The organism is Mycobacterium sp. 5-140-3-2 (assembly GCF_035666375.1).
GTDB lineage: Bacteria > Actinomycetota > Actinomycetes > Mycobacteriales > Mycobacteriaceae > Mycobacterium > Mycobacterium intracellulare.
Genome location: NZ_CP142025.1, coordinates 812,019 through 835,518, shown reverse-complemented (window position 1 = coordinate 835,518; position 23,500 = coordinate 812,019). Strand labels below are relative to the sequence as shown.

The following is a 23,500-nucleotide window of genomic DNA, read 5'->3' as shown; positions in this document are numbered from 1 at the left end:
GATCCTCCTGACTCAGGCGACGGGCTGGAACGCGAAGGTGATGATTTCGGCGCCCTCGTCGTCGGTGGCGAACGGCACCATGGTGAGTTCGACTTCCTGGCCGAACTTCAACTTGGCCGGGTCGTTCTCGGTCAGGCGGCCTTCGACCCGGATCACATCACCGAGCTGGACCAGTCCCACTCCGAAGGGCACGAAGTCCTTACCGGCCGGGCCGATGTAAGGGGCTCCAGGGGGAAAGCCCTGGGTCGTCCACGCCACCAGCGTTCCGCGCCGGGGCAACAGCACGTCGGACATCTCGCCACCGCTGCAGCGCGGGCACCACTGCTGCACCGGGAAGGTGGTCGCCTCGCAGCTGCCGCATCGGCTGCCGATGAGCTGCGGGCTCTCATCGGGCCAGGTAGAGATCTCCGGGGCAAGTGCCTTCTGCATCGGGGGGTCCTCCAGGAACGTCGACAATCCGCCAACAGAACTCACTGAACCGTATAACAGCTTTCCGAAAAGTGGAAACCGCATTCTCGCCTCCGCGCAATGGGCGAGGACTGGCGTCGGGCGCGGGGAAGATATGTTGGCGCCATGACGGTCACCGTGATACTCGAGCTCAGGTTCAAGCCCGACGAGGTCGCCGCGGGGCGCGAGCTGATGGGCCGGGCGCTGCAGGACACCCGCGCGTTCGACGGGAATGTCCGCACCGACGTGCTCGTCGACGAAGACGATGAAGCGCACTGGCTGATTTACGAAATTTGGGAGACGGTCGAGCACGACGAGGCTTACCGCGCGTTCCGCGCGGGCGAGGGCAAGCTGACGCAGCTTCCCCCGCTGCTGGCCGCGCCCCCGGCCAAGACCAGGTATCTCACCAGCGACGTGTAGCTCGCGCCGGCCGATCAGCCCGCGCCGGCGCGGTGGGTATTCGGGCTCACCCCGTAGGCGCGTTTGAAGGCGGTACTCAACGCGAACGGGGTGGCGTAGCCGACCTCTCGGGCGACGGCGGCGATGGTCGCCTGGCTGGACCGCAGCAGATCGGCGGCCAACGCAAGCCGCCAACCGGTCAGGAAAGCGATCGGCGGCTCGCCCACCTGCTCGGTGAACCGGCGGGCGAACGCTGCGCGTGACGCGCCAACTGCCGCAGCGAGATTCGCGACGGTCCAGGGGTGCGCGGGGTTGCTGTAGATCAGCTTCAAGGCCGGCCCCACCACCGCGTCGCGTTCGGCGTGCCACCAGGCGGGCGCGTTGACGTCGTTGTCGAACCAGATGCGCAGCACCCCGATGAGCAGCAAGTCGAGCAGCCGATCCAGATACGCCTCTTGGCCGGGGCCGCCACGGCCGGCCTCGCTGGCCAACAGCGGAACCAGCGGACTGTCCCATTCGTCCGCGCGCAACACCAGCACGGCGGGCAGCGCGTCGAGCAACCGGGCGCTGACCTCGCTGCGTCCCTCGTACGCGCAGACGATGGAGCGGGTCGCACCCGAGGGACTGTTACCCCACGTCCGCACGCCCAACGACATTTCGAAGTGCAAGTCGTCCCCGGTCTGCGTGGTGCACCGTTGACCCGGATGGATCACCGCCGTCGGGGCGGTCCCCGGGTCGTCCGCGAAGACGTAATGCTGGGTGCCGCGGGTGAGCGCAATGTCCCCGGGACGTAGCCAATCGGTGCCGCTGTCGTCGCCGACGATGACGGCGCTGCCATGCGTCTGGCAGATGATCGCCAGCGGCGCGTCGTCCTGGATGCGCAGCGACCACGGCGGGTCCATCATCATGCGCAACACAAATGCCCCGCGCGCCCGAACGCCGTCGAGCAATCCCACCACGGCGTCCACAACCGGATCGTAGACGGGCGCATATGTAATCGGGACGGATAGCGATGGATGGTCTCAGCCGGCCCGCGGTTGACTTCAGGCCATGAACGCAAGTCCGGTTGTCATCCTGACCTCCATCGCCACGATCGTCGGCGCCGCCGCCGGCGGAATGATGTACGTGTTCTCCACATTCGTGATGCGCGGCCTGAATGGCATCGATTCGCGCGAGGCGATTGCCGCGATGCGCGGTATCAACGTCGCAGCGAATTCCAGTCCCGCGTTTCTGCTCGCGTATTTTGGTGCGGCGATCCTCGCCTTGGCGGTCGGCGTCGTTGCGGTGACGCAGTTGCCCCAACCCGGCAGCTGGTGGCTGTTGGCGGGAGCGGTTTTCGCGATCCTCGCCGCGATCATCACGGTGGTGTTCAACGTGCCGCTGAACAACCGTCTCGACGGCGTAGACCCGGTGGGGCTGTCGGCCGCCGACGCCGCGCGCGAATGGCAGACGTACTTCTCCACGTGGACGGCATGGAACCATGTCCGCACCGTCACCGCGTTCCTCGGCGCCGCACTGATGCTGGTCGGGCTGCGCTGCCGCTAGCTCAGTGCGGGAATGACCTCTCGTTCGAACAGCTCGATGCCGGAACGGTCGTAGGCGGCCTCGGGGAAATAGCAGATGGCGTAGTCGCATCCGAGATCTCGGAGCTTCGTCAGACGCTCGACGACCTGTTCCGGCGTGCCGGTGGCCGAGTCCGGCCCGCTGGTGCCGGCGATCATCGCGTCCGCGGCGGCCTCCCCGACGTAATCGGCCATGCGTCCGCGGACCCGTTGCAGCCGGTCTTTGACGTCGGCCTCCGACGGGCCGACGACGGCGTTGACGTTGACCGAACGCACGATGGCGTCGAAGTCGGTGCCCACTTCGCGGCAGTGCCCGGCCAGCACCTGCGACTTGTGGGCGAACGCGGCCGGCTCGGGCGTGAAGTTGGTGTACTGCGCGTACCGGGCGGCGATACGCAAGGTCACCTTCTCGCCGCCGCCGGCGATCCACAGCGGAATCCCGTTGTCCTGCAGTGGCTTAGGGGCGACGATCGCGCCGTCCACCTGGTAGTGCTTGCCGTCGAAGCTGACCTTGCCGTCGCGCCAGGCGTCGCGCATGATCTGGACGCCTTCGTCGAGGCGACCCAACCGGACGCCCGCCGACGGGAATCCGTAACCGTAAGCGCGCCATTCATGTTCGTACCAGCCGCCGCCGATCCCCATCTGAATCCGGCCACCGGAGATGATGTCGGCCGTCGCGGCCACCTTGGCGAGGTAGACCGGGTTGCGGTAGCTCATGGCCGTGCACATCTGGCCGAGCTTGATGCGCGACGTGGTGGCCGCGTACGCGGACATGAGCGACCACGCCTCGTGGGTGGCTTCCCCGGTGGGCACCGGGACGGTGTGGAAGTGGTCGTAGACCCACAACGAGTCCCACCGGCCGCGGTCCGCGTGATCGGCCAGATCGCGCATCACCGCCCAGTGTTTGTCGGGTTCGATGCCGACCAGATCCATCCGCCAGCCTTGCGGAATGAAGAGACCGAAGCGCATACCAACGGACTTTAGCCCCGCCACTATTCAGCCATTCAGCGCGTCGAACGCGGCCGCGACCGACTTCTCGCGCAGTTCCTCCTGCGGCGCGTCGACGAACTGCACGCAGCAGTCCTGCAAGCCGCCGAACGCGACGACCGCGCGGGTGGACTGTGCGAGCGTCGGCGTCTCACCGAACACCAGCCGCGCCAACCGCTCTCGCCACGCCAGCACGGTGTCGATGAGGTCCAGGTCGATCAGCGTCGACAACTCGGTCAGCAACAGCACCAGGTCCCGGCGGTGCCGGTAGTGGAAATCGAAATAGCCCTCCAACAACTCGCGAACATCGACGGCGCCGCGGCCCTCGTGGTCGGCGACGAACCGCTCGCCCTCGTCGATCAGCGGCACCAGGATGCTGCGCACCAGGTCCTCGCGTGACGGAAAGTGGTAGTACAGCGCGGGTTTGGTGATGCCCAGCTGGTTGGCGATGTCCTGCAGGCTGGTGCGCTGCACGCCGCGCTGCAAAAACAGCTCGCGAGCGACCTCCTGAATCCGCTCGCGCGTGTCTGACCGGGGCCTGCTCACCCGCCCGAGTTTATCTGACTTACCGATCGGTAAGTGGGATGCTATGCTTACCGAACGTTAAGTAAGTGCGGGAGGTGGATCGTGCGGATACTCATTTCCGGCGCCAGCGTCGCCGGCCCGGTGCTGGCGTACTGGCTGTCCCGCTACGGCTTCGACGTCACCGTCGTCGAGCGCGCCCCGACGCTGCGCAAAACCGGCGGCCACGCCGTCGACTTGTTCCGTCCGGCGATGGAGATCTCGGCGAAGATGGGCGTCCTGCCCCGCATCGAGGCCCTGGCCACCGGAACCACCCGCCTGGCGCTGTACCGAGAAGGCCGGCCGCGGGCCACCGACATCGACCTCACCAAGATCTACGCCGCCAGCTCCGACCGGCACGTGGAGATCATGCGCGACGACCTCAGCGAGATCTACTACGACGCCGCCCGCGACGACGTCGAGTACCTGTTCGGCGACTCGATCACCGAGATCGAGCACGACGGCACCGTGGCGTTCGAGCGCTCCGAGGCACGCACCTTCGACGTCATCGTCGGCGCCGACGGCCTGCACTCCAACGTTCGGCGCCTGACCTTCGGCGAGGAAGCCGGCCTGACGCGCTTCCTCGGGGGATACCTGTCGGTGCTGTCGGCGCCCAAGGCGCTGGTGCGGGCCGGCGAGATGGTCGGCCACGTCGGCGTCGGCCGCTTCGCCGGTATCTACACTGCGGACCACCTGGACGACGCGCGGGTGGTGTTTCTGTTTCGCCGCCGGGAAGAACCCGACTACGACCACCGCGATGTGTTGCGGCAGAAGGAGTTACTGCGCGACGCGTTCACCGGGATGCATGACCAGGTGGACGGCTGGCTGGCCGAAATCGAGCGCACGCCCACCTTCTACTTCGACTCCATCACCCAGCTCCGCACGGACAGGTGGTCGCGCCGCCGCGTCACCCTGGTCGGCGATGCCGGATACTGCCCCGGGCCGGCGGTGGGCGGCAGCACCAGCCTCGCCGTCCTCGGCGCCTACGTGCTCGCCGGAGAACTCGCCCGCGCCGACGGCGACCACCTGCGCGCCTTCGCCGCCTACGAACTGCAGATGCGCGAACCGGTGCATCGCAGCCGGTCCTTCGCCCGCGGCGCGGCCAAGGGCATCATCCCCGGTTCCCGCGCCGGAGTCTGGGCGTTAACCCGTGGAGCCCAACTGATCTCGGCGATGCCGGGGTCGCTGTCCCGGTCGCTGGCCAAGCTGAACACCAAGGGCGTCCGCATGCACGACTCGATGCCGGTCCCCGACTACGCCGGAAGCGACGTCTGACAGCATGTCCAGTAGGCCGCGGACCCGAGCGGCCGCGCGCGTGCCACGAAGGGAAGGCCTCAGATGGAACTGACCGGTGTTGGGATCTGGAGCAGTCAACTGCGCTACGGCGACCCGGCCGAATCCGCCGACGCCGCAGCCGAACTCGATGAACTCGGCTTCCCCGCGCTGTGGATTCCCGACGTCGGTGGGCCGGTGTTCGACTCGGTCGGTCATCTGCTCGCCGCGACCAAGCGGACCGTGATCGCCACCGGCATCCTGAATCTATGGATGCATGGGCCCGGCGACGTCGCCGAATCCTATGCGACGCTCACCGCTGAGCACGGCGACCGCTTCCTGCTCGGAATCGGCGTCAGCCACGCACCGCTGATCGACGCCGGCCAGCCCGGACGCTACCGCAAACCGCTCGCGGCCACGGCGTCGTTCCTGGACGGGTTGGACGCCGCGCCGCGGCCGGTTCCCACCGGGCGCCGGGTTCTTGCCGCGCTCGGACCGAAGATGCTGAAGCTGTCCGCGAGCCGCGCCGCGGGCGCCCACCCCTACCTGGTCACCCCCGACCACACCGCTTCTGCCCGTTCGACTTTGGGCCAGGGCCCCCTGCTCCTGCCGGAGCAGACGGTCATCCTGACCGACAGCGCCGACGAGGCGCGTCAGATCGGAACCGAGTGGCTGCGGTCCTATTTGGCGTTGCCCAACTACGCGAACAACCTGCTGCGCAGCGGCTTCTCCGAAGACGATGTGGCGCAGGTGAGCGATCGACTGTTCAACGCGATCATCGCCTGGGGTGACGAAGACGCCATCATGGGCAGGGTCGCCGAACATCGTTCCGCCGGCGCCGATCACGTCTGCGTCCAGGTGTTGCGGGCCGATCCGAGAGCCTTCCCGCGCGAGGAATGGCGCCGAATCGCCGCCGCCTGCCGATAGCAGGTGATCCGCCGCGCGGCATAGGGTGAGCTATGGCTTCCAAACAGATGCTGTTTCGGATCTTCTACCGCATCGGTTTCACCCCATGGGACGGTCACCCGCTGGCCCGCAGTGTGCGGGACCTGGTCGAGGGAACCGGCGACACGGCCCCGCTTGCCGCCGGGTCCGCCCTCGAACTCGGATGCGGTACCGGTGACTGCTCGATCTACCTCGCTCAGCACGGCTGGCGCGTCACCGCGGTGGATTTCGTGGCCAAACCCCTGGAGCGGGCGCGGGCCAAGGCCACCAAGGCCGGCGCGGCCGTCGACTTCGTCCAGGCCGACGTCACCCAGCTGAGCCGGGCCGGAATCGGCGCGAACTTCGAGCTGATCGTCGACAACGCCTGCCTGCACAACATGAGCGACGCGGATCGCGACGCCTACGTCCGCGAGGTCAGCGCCGTGGCGGCCCCGCATGCCCGGCTGCTCATCATCGCGTTCGTGCCCGGCGGCCGCGTCGGGGTGCGCGGCATCGACCACGCCGAGATGGAACGGCGCTTCACTCCCAACTGGACGTTGCTGTCCGCGGGCGCGGAACGCGAACTGGACCGCGCCGAGAAGACCCCGGCTCGGTACTACCTGTTCCAACGGCGCACCTGACCGGCGAGCAGACGTAAAAACCCCCGACACGCCGTGCGTGCGAGGGTTTTTACGTCCGCTCGTGGCAGGACTTAACTCAGTGACTTCGGCGGCAGGAACCGCTCGCCGTACTTGGCCGCCAGTTCCTTGGCGCGGGCCACGAACGCATCCTTGCCCGTGCCGCCGGCACCGGAGTAACCGACGATGAACTGTGCGCTACCACCGGTGTACGGCGGGAAGCCGATGCCCATGATCGAGCCGATGTTGGCGTCGGCGGTCGAGGTCAGCACGCCCTCGTCCAGACACTTCTGCGTCTCGAGCGCCTCGGCGAACAGCATGCGATCGATCATGTCCTGCAACGGAATCTCCGCGCTGCCCGACTTGAACGTCTCCTGCAGGCCGGGCCACAGGCGGGTCCGCTTGCCGTCCACGTACTCGTAGAAGCCGGCGCCCTTCAAGCGGCTGGGCCGTCCGATTTCGATCATCTTGTCGACGACGGCCTCGGCCGGGTGCGGCTCGTAGGTGCCGCCCGCGTCCTCGACGCCCTTGCGGGTGGCCGCGGCGATCTTGTGCATCAGCTCCAGGTTGAGCTCGTCGGACAGCTGCAGCGGCGGCGCCGGGTAGCCGGCCTGCGAACCGGCGTGCTCGATGCTGGCCGGGGCCACGCCCTCGCCGAGCATCGCCAGCGCCTCGTTCACGAACGTGCCGATCACGCGGCTGGTGAAAAACCCGCGGCTGTCGTTGACCACGATCGGCGTCTTGCCGATCGCCAGCGTGTAGTCGAACACCCGGGCCAGGGCCTCGTCGGAAGTCTTCTCGCCCTTGATGATTTCCACCAGCGGCATCTTGTCGACCGGCGAGAAGAAGTGGATTCCGATGAAGTCCTCCTGCCGCTTGACGCCGGTCGCCAGACCGGTGATCGGCAGGGTTGAGGTGTTCGACCCGAGCAGCGCGTTGGGTTCGACGATGTCCTCGATCTCCTGGAACACCTTGTGCTTGAGTTCCTGGTTCTCGAACACCGCCTCGATCACGAAGTCGACGCCCGCCAGCTCGGCGGGGTCGGCAGTCGGCGTGATGCGGTCCAGCAGCGCCTTGCTCTTCTCCTCGGTGGTCTTGCCACGCTGAAGTGCCTTGGCCTCAAGCTTTTCCGAGTAACCCTTGCCCTTCTGGGCGGCCTCGATGTCGACGTCCTTGAGCACCACGTCGAAGCCGGCCTTGGCCGACACGTAGGCGATGCCGGCGCCCATCATGCCCGCGCCCAGCACACCGATCTTGTTGATCTTGACCGGCTCGATGCCGTCGGGGCGCGAACCGCCGCCGTTGATGTGCTGCAGGTCGAAGAAGAACGCCTGGATCATGTTCTTGGCGACCTGGCCGGTGACCAGCTGGGTGAAGTAACGGCTTTCGATGCGGCTGGCCGTGTCGAAGTCCACCTGCGCGCCCTCGACGGCCGCGTCCAGGATGGCCCGCGGCGCCGGCATCGGGGCGCCCTTGAGTTGCTTCTTGAGCAGCGCCGGGAACGACGGCAGGATGCCGGCCAGCGCGGGGCTGGACGGGGTGCCGCCGGGCATCTTGTAACCCTTTTTGTCCCAGGGCTGTTCGTGCGAATCGGGGTTGGCCTTGATCCACGCCTTGGCGGCGGGCACCAGTTCGTCGACCGAGCCGACGAGCTCGTCGACCAGGCCGATCTCCTTGGCTTTCGCCGGCTTGAAGCGGGTGCCCTGGCTCAACACCTCCATGAATGCCTTCTGGATGCCGAACATCCGCACGGTGCGGGTCACCCCGCCGCCGCCCGGCAGCAGGCCCAGCGTCACCTCGGGCAGACCGAGGACGCTGCCCTTGACGTCGGCGGCGATCCGGTGGTGGCAGGCCAGCGCGATCTCCAGGCCGCCGCCCAGCGCGGCGCCGTTGATGGCGGCCACCACCGGCTTGCCCAGGGTCTCCAGCGCACGCAGGTCGCGCTTGACCGACTCGACGGTGTCGAACGCCTCGCCGGCGTTCTCGGGGCCGAGGTTGATCATGCCCTTCAGGTCACCACCGGCGAAGAAGGTCTTCTTCGCGCTGGTGATCACCACGCCGGCGATCGAATCCTTCTCGGCGGCAAGGCGTTCCACAGCGTTGTGCATGGACTCGCTGTAGTGCTCGTTCATCACGTTGGCCGACCCGGTGGGGTCGTCAAGCGTCAGGGTGACGATGCCGTCGGCGTCCTTATCCCACGCAATGGTGTTCTCTGCCATGGTCTTAAACCCTCTCGATGATGGTGGCGACACCCATGCCGCCGCCGATGCACAGCGTGATCAGGGCGCGACGCGCGTTGCGGCGCTCGAGCTCGTCGACCATGGTGCCGGTGATCATGGCGCCGGTGGCGCCCAGCGGGTGGCCCATCGCGATGGCGCCGCCGTTGACGTTGAGCTTCTCGTCGGGAATGTTGAGGTCCTTCTGGAACTTCAGCACCACCGACGCGAACGCCTCGTTGAGCTCGAACAGGTCGATGTCGTCGATCGTCAGGCCCGCGCGGTCGAGGACCTTGCGCGTGGCCGGGGTCGGGCCGGTCAGCATGATGACCGGGTCGGAGCCGCTGGTCGCCGTGGCCACGATGCGGGCCCGCGGCGTCAGGCCCTGCGACTTGCCGGCGGCCTCCGAACCGACCAGCACCAGCGCGGCGCCGTCGACGATGCCCGAGCTGTTGCCACCGGTGTGGACGTGGTTGATCTTTTCGACCCAGTGGTACTTGGTGAGCGCGACGTCGTCGAAGCCGCCCATCTCGCCGATGCCGTCGAACGCGGTCTTGAGTTTGCCCAGGCCCTCGAGCGTGGTGTCGGGCCGCATGTGCTCGTCGTGGTCGAGGATGACCAGGCCGTTCTGGTCGCGCACCGGCACGACCGACTTGGCGAAGTAGCCGCCCGACCACGCCGCGGCGGCCTTCTGCTGGCTGCGCAGCGCGTAGGCGTCGACGTCGTCGCGGGAGAAGCCCTCGATGGTGGCGATGAGGTCGGCGCCGATGCCCTGCGGCACGAAGCCGATCTGGTAGTTGGTCTCGGGGTCGGTCGCCCAGGCGCCGCCGTCGGAGCCCATCGGGACGCGGCTCATCGACTCGACGCCGCCGGCCAGCACCAGGTCGTCCCAGCCGGAACGAACCTTCTGAGCGGCGGTGTTGACGGCCTCCAGACCGGAGGCGCAGAACCGGTTGAGCTGCACACCCCCGGTGGTCTCGGGCAGGCCCGCGGCCAGCACTGCGGTGCGGGCGATGTCGCCGCCCTGGTCGCCGACCGGGGACACGACGCCGAGGATCATGTCGCTGATCAGGTTCTCGTCCAGGTCGGGGAAACGCCGCCGGAGCTCGTCGACCAGGCCGACGACCAGGTTGAGCGGCTTTACCTCGTTGAGCGAGCCGTTACGCTGCTTGCCCCGCGGTGTGCGGATGGCCTCATAAATGAAAGCTTCTTCGGACATGACGACTTCCTTGTTCGCGAATAGGGTTCGAATCCCGTCTTCAAGACTAGGTCCCGCACCACCCTAACAGCAGGCCCGGCCAACCTGTTGGTTGAGCAGGTTGGCGCTGGTCAGAGCCTCGAGCGTGACGCGACAGTCACGTTCGGCGCCGAACGTGACGGTGCAGTCACGCTGGGCGCAGGAAGTTAAGCTCGACGACCATGACGGTCTCGCGACTGCGCCCGTACGCGACCACGGTGTTCGCCGAGATGTCGGCGCTGGCCACGCGGATCGGAGCGGTGAACCTCGGCCAGGGGTTTCCCGACGAGGACGGGCCGCCGGCCATGCTGAAGGCCGCCCAGGAGGCCATCGCCGACGGCGTCAACCAGTACCCGCCGGGGATCGGCATCGCGCCGCTGCGACACGCGATCGCCGCCCAGCGCCACCGCCAGTACGGCATCGAGTACGACCCCGACACCGAGGTGCTGGTGACGGTCGGGGCGACCGAGGCCATCGCCTCGGCGGTGATCGGCCTGATCGAACCCGGCTCGGAGGTCCTGCTCATCGAGCCGTTCTACGACTCCTATTCGCCCGTGGTGGCGATGGCCTCCGCGCGGCGGGTCGCCGTGCCGCTGGTCCCCCACGGTCGCGGCTTCGCCCTGGACGCCGACGCGCTGCGCCGGGCGGTGACGCCACGGACCCGCGCGCTGATCGTCAACTCGCCGCACAACCCGACCGGCACGGTGCTCAGCGCGGCCGAGCTGGCCACCATCGCCGAGATCGCCGTCGCGGCCGACCTGTTGGTGATCACCGATGAGGTGTACGAACACCTGGTGTTTGACGGGCGCCAACACGTGCCGCTGGCCGGCTTCGACGGCATGGCCGAGCGGACCATCACGATCTCCAGCGCGGCCAAGATGTTCAACTGCACCGGCTGGAAGATCGGATGGGCTTGCGGCCCAGCGCAACTCATCGCCGGGATGCGCGCGGCCAAACAGTATCTGAGCTATGTCGGCGGCGCGCCGTTCCAGCCGGCCGTGGCCTTGGCGCTCGAGCAGGAGGGCGCCTGGGTGGACGACCTGCGCGCCACGTTGCAGGCCAGGCGCAATCGGCTGGCCGCCGGGCTGATCGACGTCGGGTTCGAGGTGCACGACAGCGCCGGCACGTACTTCTTGTGCGCCGATCCCCGCCCGCTGGGCTACGACGACAGCGCCGCGTTCTGCGCGGCGCTACCCGAAAAGGTGGGGGTCGCCGCCATCCCGATGTCGGCCTTCTGCGACCCGGACACGGCACGCGGGCCGGCCGACGTGTGGAATCACTTGGTGCGCTTCACCTTCTGTAAACGCGACGACACCCTGGACGAGGCGATCAAGCGACTGGCCGCACTGCGCGACGCTACCTAGCCGGGCCGAAGCCCCGAGGCCCCATCACTCGCTTGCGCAGGCCCTCCAGCGCGGAGTGCAGGATCTTCTTGCGGGCCCGCGCGACCCAGAACTCCGGCAGCGGGGCCCACGGTTCGACGGTGATGGTGAACCGCACCCTGGTCCGGTCGTCGCCCAGCCGGCTCAGGTTGTACTCCCCGTGCTGGCCGTGTTGCTGGGCCGTCTTGTGGGCGTCCCACACCATCCAGTCGGGCCCCCAGTGGTATTCGAGCAGTTCGGTGTCGTGGATGCCGGTCACCGCGATCGTGACCTTCACGTGGTGCGGTCGCCCGTCGGGGTGCTTGTCGATGACCTCGACCCGCTTGTGCACCGACGACCATGACGGCACCGCGTCCATATCGGCGAGCGCCTCCATGATGACCTCCGGAGGCGCATCGATCACGATTTCCGACGATGCTTGTACAGCCACTGCTAACAAGTTAACTACAGCGCCGCGGCCGGCGAGGGCCGAAAACCACAGACGCCGGCTATTCGGGCTCGGCGGGACGGGTGCCGCGCATCACCATTTCACGCAATCCCTTTTCCGCCCCGTCGAGGGCGCTTTCGCTGGCCCGCCGGACGATGAACGCGGGCATGGGCCGGCCCGGTTCGACGGTGATGTCGAAACGCACTCGGGTCCGGCCCACGCCTTCGGGTTTGAGGTTGTATTCGACGTGCTGACCGTGCTGCTGGGAGGTTCCTTTGGCGTCGTAGCAGACCCAGTCCGGGCCCCAGTGATATTCCAGGATCTCCTTGTCGACGAGCCCCAGGATCTTGATGGTGGTCTTGACGTGGTGGGGCCGGCCGTCGGGATACCGGTCGATCACCTCGATGTTCTTGTGCAGCGGTGACCAGGACGAGAGGACGCCGACATCTGTCAGCGCCTCCATGACCACTTCTGGCGGCGCGTTGACGACAAATTCGCGTGATGCTTTTACGGCCACTGGGATCAAATTTAGCAACGCCGGCCCGGGCATGGATCGGTTCGTCGTAATCGATGGCCTACCAGTTGATTTCGTCAAGCGGTGTCGTCGCCGCCGGGGGTCGCTCGACCGGCCCGGTGGGTGTTCGCGAAAAGCGCGGGGCGGGTGCGGCCTGGTCGACGCCGTGGGCGGTGATGACGGTGGACCGCGTCCGCAGGTGGTCGTCGGTCGCGGCTTCGGTCCATGTCAGCACCGGGGTGACGCACGCATCGGTGCCGGCGAACGTGCGCGCCCATTCGTCGCGGGTTCGGCTCGCGAACCGTTTCGTGAAGATCTCGCGCATCCGTGGGTAGGAATCCTTGTCGAGCTGGCCGGGCACGTCCTCGGGTGACAGGCCGAGCCCGTCGAGCAACGCCGCGAAGAATTGCGGCTCGATGGCGCCGACGGCCACGTATCCGCCATCGGCGGTCTCGTAGCAGCCGTAGAACGGGGCGCCGCCGTCGAGCAGGAAGGATTGGCGTCGGTCGCGGAGTGCGCCAGTGGACTTCATCGTCCACATCATCTGGGCCAACAGACTCACCCCGTCGACCATCGCCGCGTCGATGACCTGACCCTTGCCCGACCGTTCCCGTTCGTAGAGGGCGACGGCGATGCCGAACACCACCAGCATCGAGCCGCCACCGAAGTCGGCGACCAGGTTCAGCGGCGGAATCGGCGGACGGTCGGCGTAGCCGAGCGCCGAGAGCGCGCCGGTCTGCGACAGGTAGTTGATGTCGTGACCCGCCGTGCGCGCCAGCGGCCCGTCCTGCCCCCAGCCGGTGATCCGCGCGAAGATCAGGCGCGGATTGGCCGCCGCGCAGTCGTCGGGACCGATTCCGAGCCGCTCGCACGTGCCGGGGCGAAAGCAGTCCAGCAACACGTCGGCCTTGGTGGCCAGCTCGAGCAGGGCCTGCGGTTGCGTCTTGACGTCGAGGTCGACGATCCGCTTGCCGCGATGCAACAAGTCCCGGCCCTCGGCCGGCATTTCGAGGCCGCCCGACGGCCGCCGCACCCGCACCACGTCGGCGCCCAGGTCCGCCAGCAGCATTCCCGCGTGCGGCCCCGGTCCGATGCCGCCGAGTTCGATGACCCGCACCCCGGCCAGCGGGCCGCCGCCCACCGTGACTACTTGCCCTTCTTGACCGTGAGCACCCGCTCGCGCAGGGCCTTGGTGGCGGAGTCGATCGTCCCCTTCACGGCACGCTTCAGCACGAAGCCGGGCAGCGGCACGTTCGGGTCCGCCAGCAGCTCGAACTTCACCAGGGTCTTGTCGCCCTGCGGTATCAGGGTGTACTTCCCGTCCTGCGCCTTCTGCTGCGAGGAACTCACCAGCGTCCAACTCACGGCGTTGTCCGCCCAGGTGTAGGCGACCACCTGTTCGTCGGTGATCCCGGCGACCTTGACCCTCATCCTGACTTGGCGGGGCCGCCCGTCGTCGCCGGTCTCGAGGACCTCCGCGCTCTGGTGCGGTTCCGACCATTCGGGCATCGATTCGAAATCGGCGATGACGTCCAGAATCTCCTCGGGACTGGCTTCGATCACGATGTCGCGGGATTCTTTGAGTGCCATGGCCCGCACGATACTGGCCCGGCGTCCCGCCCGGAATGGATTCGGCCGAGCGTACCGTCGTGCCTGTGACAGATGCCGCGACCGATCCCGCTTACACCGTCGGTGACTACCTGTTGGACCGTCTCGCCGAACTCGGCGTGTCCGAGATCTTCGGCGTTCCCGGTGATTACAACCTGGAGTTCCTCGACCACATCATCGCCCACCCCAGCCTGCGCTGGGTCGGCAACGCCAACGAGCTGAACGCCGGCTACGCCGCCGACGGGTATGGACGGCTGCGCGGAATGTCGGCGTTGGTAACGACATTCGGCGTCGGTGAGCTGTCCGCGGCCAACGCGATCGCGGGCAGTTACGCCGAGCAGGTGCCCGTCGTGCACATCGTCGGCGGCCCGTCCAAGGACGCGCAGGGCACCCGCCGGGCGCTGCACCACTCCCTCGGCGACGGGGACTTCGAACACTTCTTCCGGGTCAGCCGCGAAATCACCTGCGCCCAGGCCAATCTCATGCCCGCAACGGCCCGACGGGAGATCGACCGGGTGCTGTGCGAGGTGCGCGAGCAGAAGCGACCCGGATACATCCTGCTGTCCACCGACGTGGCCCGCTTCCCCACCGAGCCGCCCGAAGCTCCGCTGCCCCGCTACAGCGGCGGCACCAGCCCGCGCGCGCTGGCGATGTTCGTCGAGGCCGCGACCGAGCTCATCGGCGGCCACCGGTTGACCGTCCTCGCCGACCTGCTGGTCCACCGCCTGCAGGCGATCAAAGAACTCGAGGCGTTGTTGGCCGCGGACGTCGTGCCGCACGCCACGCTGATGTGGGGGAAGAGCCTGCTCGACGAGAGCTCACCGAATTTCCTGGGGATCTACGCGGGATCGGCCAGCGCGCCGGCGGTGCGCACCGCGATCGAAGAGGCACCCGTGCTGGTCACCGCCGGGGTGGTGTTCACCGACATGGTGAGCGGCTTCTTCAGCCAGCGGATCGACCCGGCCCGGACCATCGACGTCGGGCAATACCAAAGCAGCGTCGCCGGAGAAGTCTTCGCGCCGTTGGAGATGGGCGCCGCGCTCGAGGCGCTGGCCACCATCCTGGCCCGTCGCGGGACCGCGTCGCCACCGGTGGCGTCGCCGCCGGCCGCACCGCTCCCGCCGCCCCCGCCCCGCGATCAACCCCTGACCCAAAAAATGCTGTGGGATCGGGTTTGCCGGGCCCTCACACCGGGCAACGTGGTGCTGGCCGACCAGGGCACCTCCTTCTACGGCATGGCCGATCACCGGCTGCCGCACGGTGTCACCTTCATCGGCCAACCTCTTTGGGGCTCAATCGGTTACACGTTGCCCGCCGCGCTGGGGGCCGCCGTCGCGCATCCCGACCGCCGCACGGTGTTGCTGATCGGGGACGGCGCCGCGCAACTGACCGTCCAGGAGCTCGGCACCTTCTCACGCGAGGGGCTCTCCCCCGTCATCGTGGTGGTCAACAACGACGGCTACACCGTCGAGCGCGCCATCCACGGCGAGACAGCGCCCTACAACGACATCGTCAGTTGGAAGTGGACGGACGTCCCGCACGCGCTGGGCGTCACCGACCACCTGGCGTTCCGGGTCCAGACCTACGGGGAGCTCGACGACGCGCTGACCGCCGCCGCCGAACACAAAGACCGCATGGTTTTCGTCGAGGTGGTGCTGCCGCGGCTCGAGATTCCCCACCTGCTGGTCGAACTCGTGCAACCGACGTCACCGGACGGCAGTCCGCGCCGCTGAAGTTCTAGCGCGGATTCGGCGTCCGCTCCGGGGACGATGATCGCAGGATGGCTTGCACCGTCCGCCGGCAGCGACCGCAGTCGGTGCCCGCTCCGCACGCCTGGGCGACTTCGTTGGTGGTCGACGCCCCGCACTCGACGGCCTCGGTCACGGTCTGGCTGGTGACCCCGTTACACAGGCACACGAACACCGGCGAACCTCAGTCCGCCTCGATGCGCATCATGTCGGAGAACCGGCCGACGAACAGCGGGGGGTAGGCGCCGATGCCCGCTCCCGACATCCACTGCGCCGCGGCGTCCGGGTGGTCGATCCACTCTCGCGCGCGTTCTTCGTCGGGGAACTCCTGCAGGATCAGCACCTCGTGGTCGTCGTCGAAAGCCTGGAACACCCAGGTCTTTCGGATGCCGGCCGTGGTGAACCTGTCGATCGCCGTGCTGACTTCGGAGGTCAGCAGGGTCACGTCGTTGACCGACGCGATGGCGGCCACCACGACGCCCGGCGCTGCCGGGGTTTGCGGCGGCTGGGCAATGAACCGGTCGATGATCTCGCCGGCGAACACCGCGGGGATGTCGTCGACACCGGCTTCGTCGAACCAATCGAAGAAGACCCGCGAGCGCAGCAGCTCGACGATCGGCTCACGGCTGTGGACCCCGATCATCACCAGGACCCGGCCGTAGTCGTGGGTCGAGGTGTAGACGAGCACGTGGTGCGCGCCGATGTCGGCCAGGGCCGCCTTGTTGCGTTCCAGCAGCGGCCATACTCGCGACGGATCGGGGACGCGGTAGTCCGACGCGATCACCATCGAATGAATATCGCCGTTATTCATCGAAGTTGGTCCTTCATCACTTTCCCCGTCGCGTTGAGTGGGAGTGAATCAAGGAACTGTACCGCGCGCGGCACCTTGAACCCGGCCATGCGGTCGCGGCACCAGCCGATCAATTCGTCGGCGCTGACCTCGCCCTTGCGGACCACGAACGCCTTGCCCACCTGGCCCATCCGTTCGTCGGGGATACCGATGACGGCGGCCTGCGCGACGGCGGGGTGGTTGAGCAGGAAACCTTCGATCTCGGCGGGATAGGCGTTGAAGCCGCCGACGATGAACATGTCCTTCTTGCGGCCGACGATGCGCAGCCGCCCGGCGTCGTCGAAACTTCCCAGGTCCCCGGTGTGCAGCCACCCCTCGGCGTCGATCGCCTGGGCCGTGGCGGCCGGGTCGTCGAGGTAGCCCTGCATGACGCCGTAGCCGCGGACCACCACTTCGCCGTCGTCGGCGATGCGCACCTCGACTCCGTCGCAGGGCAGGCCGGCGGTGGTGGCGACATCCTCGAAGGAATCCCCGGGCCGCGACAGCGTCACGTTGCCGGCCTCGGTGAGTCCGTAGCCGGTCATCAACGTCTCGAACGGCAATTCGCCGTGGATGCGACGGACGAGTTCGACCGGGATGTCGGCGGCGCCGGTCACCGCCGCCCGCAGCGTCGACAGCTTGGACTTGTCGCCGACGCTCAGCAATGAGTGGTACAGCGTCGGCGGCCCCGGAAGCATCGTGATGCGTTCGCGTTCAATGAGTTCCACCACGGTGTCGATGTCGAAGACCGCGACCGGCAGCATCGTCGCGCCGCGCAGGAAGGACGTCACCAGCCCCGCCTTCAGGCCGAACGTGTGGAAGTACGGGTTGATCTGCAGGTAGCGATCGCCCTCGCGCAGATCCGCAAGCGACGCCCACTCCTCGTACATCCGCAGCGTTTGGCCGTGGTTCAGCATCGCCCCCTTGGGGCGGCCCGTCGTGCCCGAGGTGAAGATGATGTCGGAGATGTCGGTGCCGCTGACCGGCCGCTCGAAGGGCGAACCGCTGGACAAGAAGTCGGACTTCAGATCGATGACCGGTGTCCCGGCCGGCGCGGTGTAATCCTGGTCCAGAAAGCCCTTTTGGACCAGGACGGCCTTCACCTTGCTGCGGACGATGATGTCGCCGGCTTCCTCGGTCTTGAACCGGGTGTTGACCGGGACAAGCACGCCGCCGGCCGTGAGCAACCCGAACGCCGCGATGATCCACTCGGCCGAGTTGGGCGCCCAGATCGCGACCCGGTCGCCCTTGTCGATGCCAAGTTCCGCGAAAGCGCCTGCGGCACAGCGTATCCGCTCGACGACTTCGGTGAAGGTGAGGCGCAGCGGACCGTCGACGACTGCTTCCGCGTCGCCGAAGCGGTCCGCCGCGCTCAAGACCATCTCGGGGATGGTCCGCCACTCAGGCTCGATTGGTCAGCTCCTCCTCATCGCGCTGCGCGCTCTGCATCGTCGCCGACCGGGGCTCGATTGGTCAGCTCCTCCTCATCGCGCTGCGCGCTCTGCATCGTCGCCGACCGGGGCTCGATTGGCCGGCTCCTCCTCATCGCGCTGCGCGCTCTGCATCGTCGCCGACCGGGGCTCGATTGGTCAGCTCCTCCTCATCGCGCTGCGCGCTCTGCATCGTCGCCGACCGGGCCTCACACCGTGACGAGTCGACCGAGGTTGCCGCCCATGATCTTTGCCTGGTCTTCAGTGGACAGGTGCGACAGCGCCTCGATGTAATAGGTCGGCTCCGCCAGCCCCTCCGGGTGCGGCCAGTCCGACCCGTAGAGCACCTGGTCCACACCGACCAGGTTGACCAGATCGTCGATGCCGTCCTCGAAGAACGGGCTGACGTGAATCCGGCTCTTGACCATCTCGACCGGGTCGCTCGGGAACGCCTCCGGGGCCTTGCGGAAGACCTCCGCCAGGCCGTCCAGCAGCGGGGTCATCCACTTCGAGCCGGCCTCGACGATCGCGACCTTCAGCTTGGGATGCCGGTAGAGCGCGCCGTGAATCACCCACGACCCCACCGAGTCCTGGATCGGCCGCCACTCGTTGAGGATGCCCATCGCGTTGGTCTGGAACGGCAGCATCTCCTGGTCGGCACCGTCCCACTCGGAGGTGTACCGGGAGTAGCCGCTGTCGGACGAGTGCATGCCGACCAGCACGTCGTGCTCGACGACCCGCTCCCAGAACGGGTCGAACTCGGGCACCGCGAACGACCGCGGACCACGGAAGCCGGGGACCGGAGCCGGGCGGATGAGGATGGCGCGAGCGCCACGCTTGACCGCCCACTCCAGCTCCTCGATCGCCTTCTCGACGATCGGCAACGTGATGACGGGTGTGGTGAAGATTCGGTTCTGGTAGTTGAAGCCCCAGACCTCGTCCAGCCACTGGTTCAGCGCGTGCACCAGGACGTGGATGGCGACCGGGTCGTCACGCAGACGCTCCTCCAGGAGGCTGGCCAACGTCGGGAACATCAGCGTCTTGTCCAGGCCCAGCTCGTTCATCGTCTCCAGGCGCGGGCCGGGCTCGAAGAACGCCGGGATGGCGCGCATCGGCTCGCCGAACAGCTCACGCTTGCTCTTGCCGTCCGGGTTGCCGTACTTGAAGTACTCCTCCCAGGCGCCCGGCCGGGCGACGACCTCGAAGGTCGGGTTGGGAATGTAGTTGCTGATCTGGCCGCGGATGGCGATCTTGGTGCGACCGTTGACCTGCACGTACTGGACGTAGTCCTTGTACTCCTTAGGCAGGAACTTGGTCAGCGCCTCCGGCGGCTCGTAGAGGTGGTTATCCGCGTCGAAGATCGGGAACGGAACGTCCACCTTGTGGGACAACTGGCCCATGGAATCCTCCTTCTTGATTTGTGAGAATACTATTCTCTACAGGTGCCCAACCGCAACGTGTGGGCCCCGCCGAGCCCGGTTCGGCGCGATGTCAGCACGTCACGACGATTTTGAACGTGGCGGCGGCGGGTTCACTGGGTTTGTCGGTCTGGTAGCCGTTGGCGGTGCCGCTGACGGTGAATTTGTCGCCGGTCATGCTCATGTCGGCGTTGCCGTCGCCGCCCTGCGAGTACATCCCGCTGAACCCACCCACGTTCCGGATGCGCACGGACTGGGTCGTCGCCGGCTGCGCGTTCTCGTCGACGACGACCTTGGCGCCGGAGAATTCGCTGCCGATGTCGATCATCCGAGTCCACTGCACCTGACCACACTTGACGATGTGGAAGGTTCGATCGTGACCGTTCACGGTCACTGATGCCGTGCTGGAGATGTGGGTCGGTGGATGCGAAGTGCATGCCCCGAGCAAGGCAGCGGTGAGGACCGCGCCGGCGGCCACTGTTCGGTTCCGCACCGAGTCACCTCCATCCTCCCAGCGAAAATTCTTTTGCCTGCAGCGATGATGTTATTCTCGCGAAAAGAGAATGCCAATATCGGGTTGGTGTCGAGGAGCGATGACGCATGGTGGACCTGGAGATCGACGGCGGGCTGGCGGTGGTCACCATCGACCGTCCGCACGCGCGCAACGCGATCGGCCTGGACACCATGGACCAGCTGGAGAAGGCGCTCGATGCGGCGGCGGGCGCCCAGGCGCTGGTGATCAAGGGCGCCGGAGAGCACGCTTTCGTCTCCGGCGGTGACCTCAAGGAACTGAGCGCGCTGCGGACCGAAGAAGACGCGGCGGCGATGGCCCGGCGCATGCGGTCCATCTGCGATCAGTTGGCGGACTTCCCCGCTCCCGTCGTCGCCGCGCTCAACGGTCATGCCTTCGGTGGGGGTGCCGAGGTCGCCGTCGCCGCCGACATCCGGGTGGCCGCCGACGACATCAAGATCGCCTTCAACCAGGTGCAGCTCGAGATCATGCCCGCGTGGGGCGGGGCCGAGCGGTTGGCCGCGCTGGTCGGAAAGAGCAAGGCACTCTTGTTGGCCGGCTCGGGAACCGCGCTGAGCGCGGCGGACGCCGAGCGACTCGGCCTGGTGGACAAGGTGTTGCCTCGCGCCGTCTTCGACTCGCCCGACGAGGGGTGGCGTTCTGTGGCGCGGTCGCTCGCCCGCCTCCCGGCGACCGAGATAAAGCGGGTGATCCGCGGAGTTTCCCCCGAGGAGGCGATAGCATCCTTTGCACGGTTATGGGTTGCCGACCCGCACTGGCAGGCTGCGGAACGGGTCATGACCCGCAACAGCAAACCTCGCCCGGCGGCCGGAGGAGCGTCATGACGATCAAAGTGAGGACGGCGATGCGCGTCGGGTCGGTCCTGTCGTCGGCTTCCCTCTTGGTCGCAGCGGGTGTGCTGGCGGGAAGCGGCCGGGCACATGCCGACGACCTCGTCATGCACCACGTCAAGTACACGGTCTCCACGCAGAACCCGATCTACACCAGCATCTATTACCTGGACCATGAGCCGGCCATTTTCGCCGACTACAGCCACAACCCTTACTCGTTCACGCCGCACGTCGACGTCGACCTCGCACCGGGCAAGCCGTGGAGTTACGAGCTGGACCTGTCAAAACCCGACGTGTATGCGATGGTCGTGGCAAGCACCGGTACCGAACCCGGAACGCCAAACCTTCACTGCGACTTGGCGGTCGACGGCGCTGTCGTCGTATCCAAGGACGGTCCCAAGGGTGTGCTCTGCTCGCTGCGGCATTGGTGAACCACCCAGGTTTGCGGGATATCTTCCATGGGGCGCGGTTCGCCTTCCAGGCGACGCAGATAACTTTCGACCAGTGCCACGGTTTCGGCGTGGCCACCATGAATGCCCACCGCCTGCTCGAGCACCAGGAACCACGACAGGCTGCTCATCAGGACCGTCCACACCACCGGCGGCATGTCTTCCCTGACTTCCCCGTACCGCTCCAACGCGGCCGTCACCGCCTGGCGCTGGTCCTCGCGGAGGCGCTGGGCGTAATAGGCGATTTCGGCACGCATCTCCTTGCGGTGGTTTGCCAGCGCCATGAATTCCATGGAGATCCGGGTGAACGCGGGGTCGGTGCCGAACCGCCACAACGCCCACAGCGGCTGCGGCGATTGCAGCAGTCGCGCATGCACGTCGAGCGCTTCCTCGGCGCGGCGGCGGAAGACCTCGAGGAACAACTCCTCCATGGTGCGGAAGTAGTAGTGCACGAGCTGAGGCTTCAGCCCCGCCTTGTTCGCGAGGCGGCGCGAGGTCACCGCGGCATAGCCCTCTTCGAGCATCAATTGCTCGGCGGCGTCGAGCAACAACCCGCGATTTTTCGCGTCCGGCGCCCCGATCCTGCGGGCAGATGTCATGTCCCTGCTCCGTACTGTGTGCCATCCCGTGCCGACCACACGGATCGTATCGTGGCGCGGCACCCTCGATCTTGACCCTGACATTACCGCCATGCTAAGCAGGTGCTCAGCACATTTCCGATTTCGAATTCACCGCGGCGGTACCGCTTGCCGCCGATACCACCGGTAAACCCAGCCCAGGGAGACGCAATCCGATGAGCACCTTCGAGTCGATCGACTTCTTCACCGATCCGTCTCTGGTCCCAGATCCGCACCCTTACTTCGACTATCTGCGCAGCCAGAACCCAGTGCTGCGGCTGCCGCACTACGGCGTCGTTGCGATCACCGGCTACGACGAAGCCTGCGAGGTCTACAAGGATCCCGAGACGTTCTCGAACATCGTCGCGCTCGGCGGGCCGTTCCCTCCGCTGCCGTTCACCCCCGAAGGCGACGACATCAGCGCACAGATCGACGCGCACCGCAGTTCGTTCCCGATGTTCGAGCACATGGTCACCATGGATCCGCCGGACCACACCAAGGCCCGGTCGGTGCTCGCCAAGCTGCTGACCCCGAGCCGACTCAAGCAGAACGAGGAGTTCATGTGGCGCCTCGCCGACCGTCAGCTCGACGAGTTCCTCGGCCTCGGTGAGTGCGAGTTCATCGCCGAATACTCAAAGCCGTTCGCCACCTTGGTGATCGCGGACCTGCTCGGTGTGCCGGAGGAGGACCACAAGGAGTTCCGCACCGTGTTGGGTGCCGATCGTCCTGGCGCGCGGGTGGGCGCCCTGGACCACGAGTCGGTCGGCATCAACCCGCTGGAGTGGCTCGACGACAAGTTTTGTCACTACATCGAGGATCGGCGTCGCGAGCCGCGCGGCGACGTCCTGACCTTCCTCGCCGAAGCGAAGTACCCGGACGGCTCGACGCCCCCGGTGATCGAGGTCGTCCGCTCGGCGACGTTCCTCTTCGCCGCCGGCCAGGAAACCACGGCCAAACTGCTCAGTGCCGCCCTGCAGGTGCTCGGCGATCGGCCGGACATCCAGCAGCAGCTGCGTGAGGACCGCAGCCTGATTCCGGGCTTCATCGAGGAGTCGCTGCGGATGGACAGCCCGGTGAAGAGCGACTCACGCCTGGCCCGCAAGTCGACCAGCATCGGCGGAGTCGACATCCCCGCCGGCACCGTGGTCATGATCCTGCCGGGCGCCGCCAACCGCGACCCGCGCCGATTCGACAACCCGCACGAGTTCGACCTGCGCCGCAAGAACGTCCGCGAACACATGGCGTTCGCGCGCGGCGTGCACTCCTGCCCCGGTGGCCCCCTGGCCCGCGTCGAGGGACGCGTGTCGATCGAGCGGATCCTGGATCGCATGCCGCACATCGAAATCAACGAGGCCCACCACGGGCCGGCCACCGAGCGTCGTTACACCTACGAGCCGACGTACATCCTGCGGGGTCTGAGCGAGCTGCACCTGACGTTCACGACCGCCGACGCCGTCGCACCCGTGGCCTGAG

At 67.2% G+C, this 23,500-nt stretch carries 26 protein-coding genes; 10 read left to right on the top strand and 16 right to left on the bottom strand.

The genetic code is table 11. The annotated features are described in order from the left end of the window. Positions 1 to 12 precede the first annotated feature (12 nt). Positions 13 to 429, bottom strand: coding sequence for a Zn-ribbon domain-containing OB-fold protein (locus tag P6281_RS04270; protein ID WP_009951778.1), 417 nt, complete (start codon positions 427 to 429; stop codon positions 13 to 15). Positions 430 to 573: 144 nt separating this feature from the next. Between P6281_RS04270 and P6281_RS04265 the strand changes: the two genes are divergently transcribed. Further along, complete coding sequence (locus P6281_RS04265) at positions 574 to 867, top strand: putative quinol monooxygenase (protein WP_008253825.1); 294 nt, start codon at positions 574 to 576, stop codon at positions 865 to 867. Between the two features lie 14 nt (positions 868 to 881). Here the strand turns inward: P6281_RS04265 and P6281_RS04260 are convergent, their stop codons facing one another. Further along, positions 882 to 1,814 carry an AraC family transcriptional regulator gene (locus P6281_RS04260; RefSeq protein WP_014383882.1) on the bottom strand — a complete coding sequence of 311 codons (933 nt, stop codon included), beginning with the start codon at positions 1,812 to 1,814 and terminating at the stop codon, positions 882 to 884. An 82-nt stretch (positions 1,815 to 1,896) separates the two neighbouring features. Here P6281_RS04260 and P6281_RS04255 point away from each other — a divergent pair, with 82 nt between their 5' ends. Next, a complete protein-coding gene (locus tag P6281_RS04255; RefSeq protein WP_014383881.1) occupies positions 1,897 to 2,391 on the top strand; it encodes an anthrone oxygenase family protein in 495 nt (164 codons plus the stop codon). Here P6281_RS04255 and P6281_RS04250 read toward each other — a convergent pair. Both P6281_RS04250 and P6281_RS04245 read right to left on the bottom strand, forming a co-directional pair. Continuing rightward, entirely contained in the window at positions 2,388 to 3,377 is a 990-nt protein-coding gene (locus P6281_RS04250; protein ID WP_014383880.1) for an LLM class F420-dependent oxidoreductase, read from the bottom strand. The two genes, P6281_RS04255 and P6281_RS04250, sit on opposite strands and share 4 nt — an antisense overlap. Before the next feature lie 27 nt (positions 3,378 to 3,404). Continuing rightward, positions 3,405 to 3,941, bottom strand: coding sequence for a TetR/AcrR family transcriptional regulator (locus P6281_RS04245; protein ID WP_009951783.1), 537 nt, complete (start codon positions 3,939 to 3,941; stop codon positions 3,405 to 3,407). An 81-nt stretch (positions 3,942 to 4,022) separates the two neighbouring features. Between P6281_RS04245 and P6281_RS04240 the strand changes: the two genes are divergently transcribed. The 3 genes from P6281_RS04240 to P6281_RS04230 all read left to right on the top strand — a co-directional run bounded on the left by P6281_RS04240 (position 4,023) and on the right by P6281_RS04230 (position 6,793). Beyond that, positions 4,023 to 5,231: an FAD-dependent monooxygenase gene (locus P6281_RS04240; protein ID WP_014711022.1), complete on the top strand. Its 1,209-nt coding sequence runs from the start codon at positions 4,023 to 4,025 to the stop codon at positions 5,229 to 5,231. Positions 5,232 to 5,294: 63 nt separating this feature from the next. After that, on the top strand, positions 5,295 to 6,155 hold the full coding sequence (locus P6281_RS04235) for an LLM class F420-dependent oxidoreductase (RefSeq protein ID WP_009951786.1): 861 nt from the start codon (positions 5,295 to 5,297) through the stop codon (positions 6,153 to 6,155). Between the two features lie 32 nt (positions 6,156 to 6,187). Further along, positions 6,188 to 6,793, top strand: coding sequence for a class I SAM-dependent methyltransferase (locus tag P6281_RS04230; protein ID WP_014383878.1), 606 nt, complete (start codon positions 6,188 to 6,190; stop codon positions 6,791 to 6,793). A 71-nt stretch (positions 6,794 to 6,864) separates the two neighbouring features. Here P6281_RS04230 and P6281_RS04225 read toward each other — a convergent pair whose 3' ends face one another. Together P6281_RS04225 and P6281_RS04220 are read right to left on the bottom strand one after the other, a co-directional pair. Then, positions 6,865 to 9,009 carry a 3-hydroxyacyl-CoA dehydrogenase NAD-binding domain-containing protein gene (locus P6281_RS04225; protein WP_324738626.1) on the bottom strand — a complete coding sequence of 715 codons (2,145 nt, stop codon included), beginning with the start codon at positions 9,007 to 9,009 and terminating at the stop codon, positions 6,865 to 6,867. A 4-nt stretch (positions 9,010 to 9,013) separates the two neighbouring features. Then, positions 9,014 to 10,225 (bottom strand): acetyl-CoA C-acetyltransferase, encoded by a 1,212-nt coding sequence (locus tag P6281_RS04220; RefSeq protein WP_009951789.1) that lies wholly within the window; start codon positions 10,223 to 10,225, stop codon positions 9,014 to 9,016. A 200-nt stretch (positions 10,226 to 10,425) separates the two neighbouring features. Between P6281_RS04220 and P6281_RS04215 the strand changes: the two genes are divergently transcribed. Further along, positions 10,426 to 11,607, top strand: a complete 1,182-nt coding sequence (locus tag P6281_RS04215; RefSeq protein ID WP_324738625.1) for a pyridoxal phosphate-dependent aminotransferase — start codon at positions 10,426 to 10,428, stop codon at positions 11,605 to 11,607. On the opposite strand, the gene P6281_RS04210 is transcribed toward P6281_RS04215, so the two are convergent. The 4 genes from P6281_RS04210 to P6281_RS04195 are packed head-to-tail and all read right to left on the bottom strand — an operon-like array spanning position 11,600 to position 14,156. Then, positions 11,600 to 12,055, bottom strand: coding sequence for an SRPBCC family protein (locus P6281_RS04210; RefSeq protein ID WP_026071396.1), 456 nt, complete (start codon positions 12,053 to 12,055; stop codon positions 11,600 to 11,602). The two genes, P6281_RS04215 and P6281_RS04210, sit on opposite strands and share 8 nt — an antisense overlap. Before the next feature lie 58 nt (positions 12,056 to 12,113). Next, a complete protein-coding gene (locus P6281_RS04205; RefSeq protein WP_324738624.1) occupies positions 12,114 to 12,569 on the bottom strand; it encodes an SRPBCC family protein in 456 nt (151 codons plus the stop codon). Between the two features lie 58 nt (positions 12,570 to 12,627). Next, positions 12,628 to 13,707, bottom strand: a complete 1,080-nt coding sequence (locus P6281_RS04200; RefSeq protein ID WP_324738623.1) for a CaiB/BaiF CoA transferase family protein — start codon at positions 13,705 to 13,707, stop codon at positions 12,628 to 12,630. Positions 13,708 to 13,712: 5 nt separating this feature from the next. Beyond that, the gene (locus P6281_RS04195; protein ID WP_009951796.1) at positions 13,713 to 14,156 is read right to left on the bottom strand and encodes an SRPBCC family protein; all 444 of its coding nucleotides are present in this window, start codon (positions 14,154 to 14,156) and stop codon (positions 13,713 to 13,715) included. Positions 14,157 to 14,191: 35 nt separating this feature from the next. Here P6281_RS04195 and P6281_RS04190 point away from each other — a divergent pair, with 35 nt between their 5' ends. Further along, on the top strand, positions 14,192 to 15,907 hold the full coding sequence (locus P6281_RS04190) for an alpha-keto acid decarboxylase family protein (protein WP_009951798.1): 1,716 nt from the start codon (positions 14,192 to 14,194) through the stop codon (positions 15,905 to 15,907). Between the two features lie 4 nt (positions 15,908 to 15,911). On the opposite strand, the gene P6281_RS04185 is transcribed toward P6281_RS04190, so the two are convergent. From P6281_RS04185 to P6281_RS04165, 5 genes are all read right to left on the bottom strand, one after another. Continuing rightward, positions 15,912 to 16,097, bottom strand: a complete 186-nt coding sequence (locus tag P6281_RS04185; RefSeq protein WP_008253794.1) for a (2Fe-2S)-binding protein — start codon at positions 16,095 to 16,097, stop codon at positions 15,912 to 15,914. Positions 16,098 to 16,106: 9 nt separating this feature from the next. Then, a complete protein-coding gene (locus P6281_RS04180) occupies positions 16,107 to 16,733 on the bottom strand; it encodes a hypothetical protein (RefSeq protein ID WP_014379215.1) in 627 nt (208 codons plus the stop codon). Then, positions 16,730 to 18,133: a FadD3 family acyl-CoA ligase gene (locus tag P6281_RS04175; protein ID WP_014383874.1), complete on the bottom strand. Its 1,404-nt coding sequence runs from the start codon at positions 18,131 to 18,133 to the stop codon at positions 16,730 to 16,732. The genes P6281_RS04180 and P6281_RS04175 overlap by 4 nt, the downstream gene beginning before the upstream one ends. 257 nt (positions 18,134 to 18,390) lie before the next feature. Further along, positions 18,391 to 19,581 carry an amidohydrolase family protein gene (locus tag P6281_RS04170; RefSeq protein ID WP_009951843.1) on the bottom strand — a complete coding sequence of 397 codons (1,191 nt, stop codon included), beginning with the start codon at positions 19,579 to 19,581 and terminating at the stop codon, positions 18,391 to 18,393. A 91-nt stretch (positions 19,582 to 19,672) separates the two neighbouring features. Then, positions 19,673 to 20,092 carry a lipoprotein LpqH gene (locus tag P6281_RS04165; protein ID WP_026071394.1) on the bottom strand — a complete coding sequence of 140 codons (420 nt, stop codon included), beginning with the start codon at positions 20,090 to 20,092 and terminating at the stop codon, positions 19,673 to 19,675. Between the two features lie 107 nt (positions 20,093 to 20,199). On the opposite strand from P6281_RS04165, the gene P6281_RS04160 reads away from it, so the two are divergent. Together P6281_RS04160 and P6281_RS04155 are read left to right on the top strand one after the other, a co-directional pair. Next, positions 20,200 to 20,955: an enoyl-CoA hydratase/isomerase family protein gene (locus tag P6281_RS04160; protein WP_014379212.1), complete on the top strand. Its 756-nt coding sequence runs from the start codon at positions 20,200 to 20,202 to the stop codon at positions 20,953 to 20,955. 71 nt (positions 20,956 to 21,026) lie between these two features. Continuing rightward, on the top strand, positions 21,027 to 21,392 hold the full coding sequence (locus tag P6281_RS04155; RefSeq protein ID WP_009951839.1) for a hypothetical protein: 366 nt from the start codon (positions 21,027 to 21,029) through the stop codon (positions 21,390 to 21,392). On the opposite strand, the gene P6281_RS04150 is transcribed toward P6281_RS04155, so the two are convergent. Next, entirely contained in the window at positions 21,308 to 22,009 is a 702-nt protein-coding gene (locus P6281_RS04150; protein WP_014379211.1) for a TetR/AcrR family transcriptional regulator, read from the bottom strand. The genes P6281_RS04155 and P6281_RS04150 overlap by 85 nt on opposite strands. Before the next feature lie 194 nt (positions 22,010 to 22,203). Between P6281_RS04150 and P6281_RS04145 the strand changes: the two genes are divergently transcribed. Further along, a complete protein-coding gene (locus tag P6281_RS04145; protein ID WP_009951837.1) occupies positions 22,204 to 23,499 on the top strand; it encodes a cytochrome P450 in 1,296 nt (431 codons plus the stop codon). The last annotated feature ends 1 nt before the right edge of the window (position 23,500 follow it).

What these genes read in the sequence shown, in the direction of transcription:
- P6281_RS04215 (WP_324738625.1), top strand. Translation starts at nt 10,426, where the DNA reads ATGACGGTCTCGCGACTGCGCCCGTACGCGACCACGGTGTTCGCCGAG.
- P6281_RS04170 (WP_009951843.1), bottom strand. Translation starts at nt 19,581, where the DNA reads ATGGGCCAGTTGTCCCACAAGGTGGACGTTCCGTTCCCGATCTTCGAC.
- P6281_RS04175 (WP_014383874.1), bottom strand. Translation starts at nt 18,133, where the DNA reads ATGGTCTTGAGCGCGGCGGACCGCTTCGGCGACGCGGAAGCAGTCGTC.
- P6281_RS04265 (WP_008253825.1), top strand. Translation starts at nt 574, where the DNA reads ATGACGGTCACCGTGATACTCGAGCTCAGGTTCAAGCCCGACGAGGTC.
- P6281_RS04190 (WP_009951798.1), top strand. Translation starts at nt 14,192, where the DNA reads ATGGATTCGGCCGAGCGTACCGTCGTGCCTGTGACAGATGCCGCGACC.
- P6281_RS04235 (WP_009951786.1), top strand. Translation starts at nt 5,295, where the DNA reads ATGGAACTGACCGGTGTTGGGATCTGGAGCAGTCAACTGCGCTACGGC.
- P6281_RS04255 (WP_014383881.1), top strand. Translation starts at nt 1,897, where the DNA reads ATGAACGCAAGTCCGGTTGTCATCCTGACCTCCATCGCCACGATCGTC.
- P6281_RS04195 (WP_009951796.1), bottom strand. Translation starts at nt 14,156, where the DNA reads ATGGCACTCAAAGAATCCCGCGACATCGTGATCGAAGCCAGTCCCGAG.
- P6281_RS04160 (WP_014379212.1), top strand. Translation starts at nt 20,200, where the DNA reads ATGGTGGACCTGGAGATCGACGGCGGGCTGGCGGTGGTCACCATCGAC.
- P6281_RS04270 (WP_009951778.1), bottom strand. Translation starts at nt 429, where the DNA reads ATGCAGAAGGCACTTGCCCCGGAGATCTCTACCTGGCCCGATGAGAGC.
- P6281_RS04220 (WP_009951789.1), bottom strand. Translation starts at nt 10,225, where the DNA reads ATGTCCGAAGAAGCTTTCATTTATGAGGCCATCCGCACACCGCGGGGC.
- P6281_RS04230 (WP_014383878.1), top strand. Translation starts at nt 6,188, where the DNA reads ATGGCTTCCAAACAGATGCTGTTTCGGATCTTCTACCGCATCGGTTTC.
- P6281_RS04150 (WP_014379211.1), bottom strand. Translation starts at nt 22,009, where the DNA reads ATGACATCTGCCCGCAGGATCGGGGCGCCGGACGCGAAAAATCGCGGG.
- P6281_RS04225 (WP_324738626.1), bottom strand. Translation starts at nt 9,009, where the DNA reads ATGGCAGAGAACACCATTGCGTGGGATAAGGACGCCGACGGCATCGTC.
- P6281_RS04145 (WP_009951837.1), top strand. Translation starts at nt 22,204, where the DNA reads ATGAGCACCTTCGAGTCGATCGACTTCTTCACCGATCCGTCTCTGGTC.
- P6281_RS04250 (WP_014383880.1), bottom strand. Translation starts at nt 3,377, where the DNA reads ATGCGCTTCGGTCTCTTCATTCCGCAAGGCTGGCGGATGGATCTGGTC.
- P6281_RS04180 (WP_014379215.1), bottom strand. Translation starts at nt 16,733, where the DNA reads ATGAATAACGGCGATATTCATTCGATGGTGATCGCGTCGGACTACCGC.